Annotated in this window: 1 protein-coding gene; it reads right to left on the reverse strand. The window is 73.5% G+C overall.

Annotated elements, in window-relative coordinates:
- A partial coding sequence (locus tag ACZ7H1_RS37390) for a DEAD/DEAH box helicase (protein WP_470792951.1) occupies positions 1-1,062 on the reverse strand: 1,062 nt, incomplete at both ends.

Below are 1,062 nucleotides of genomic sequence, written 5' to 3' on the forward strand. Positions count from 1 at the left end.
AGGGTGACGACGCTGCCGGACTCGCCGGCGCGGGCGGTGCGGCCGCCGCGGTGGAGGTAGTCCTTGTGGTCGGTCGGCGGGTCGACGTTGACGACGAGGTCGAGGTTGTCGACGTGGATGCCGCGGGCGGCGACGTTCGTGGCGACGAGCACGGTGACGTGGCCGGTCTTGAACTGTGTGAGGGTGCGGGTGCGCTGCGGCTGCGACTTCCCGCCGTGCAGCGCGGCGGCCCGCACTCCGCTGTTCAGCAGGTCCTGGGTCAGCCGGTCGACGGCGTGCTTGGTGTCCAGGAACATGATCACCCGCCCGTCGCGGGCCGCGATCTCCGTGGTCGTGGCGTGCTTGTCGGCGTCCCGCACGTGCAGCACGTGGTGCTCCATCGTGGTGACGGCGCCGGCCGACGGGTCGACGGAGTGCACGACGGGGTCGGTCAGGTACCGGCGCACCAGCCGGTCGACGTTGCGGTCCAGGGTGGCGGAGAACAGCATGCGCTGGCCCTCCGGGCGTACCAGGTCGAGCAGCGCGGTGACCTGGGGCATGAAGCCCATGTCGGCCATCTGGTCGGCCTCGTCCAGCACGGTGATGCCCACCTGGTTCAGGCGGCAGTCGCCCCGGTCGATGAGGTCCTTGAGCCGGCCCGGCGTCGCGACGACGACCTCGGCCCCGCCGCGCAGCGCACCGGCCTGCTTGCCGATCGACATGCCGCCGACGACCGTGGCCAGCCGCAGCCTGACCGCGCGGGCGTACGGGGTGAGCGCCTCGGTGACCTGCTGCGCCAGCTCGCGGGTGGGCACCAGGACCAGGGCGAGCGGCTGCCGGGGCTCGGCGCGCTGTCCGGCCGTACGGGCCAGCAGGGCGAGACCGAAGGCCAGGGTTTTGCCGGAGCCGGTGCGCCCGCGCCCGAGGGCGTCACGGCCCGCGAGGGTGTTGGGCAGGGTGGCGCCCTGGATCGGGAACGGCACGGTCACGCCCTCGGCGGCCAGCGCGGCGAGCAGCTGCTCGGGCAGGTCGAGATCGGCGAAGGCCTCGACGGCGGGCAGCGCGGGAGTGATCGTCTTCGGC

Source organism: Streptomyces sp. NPDC037401 (assembly GCF_055602345.1).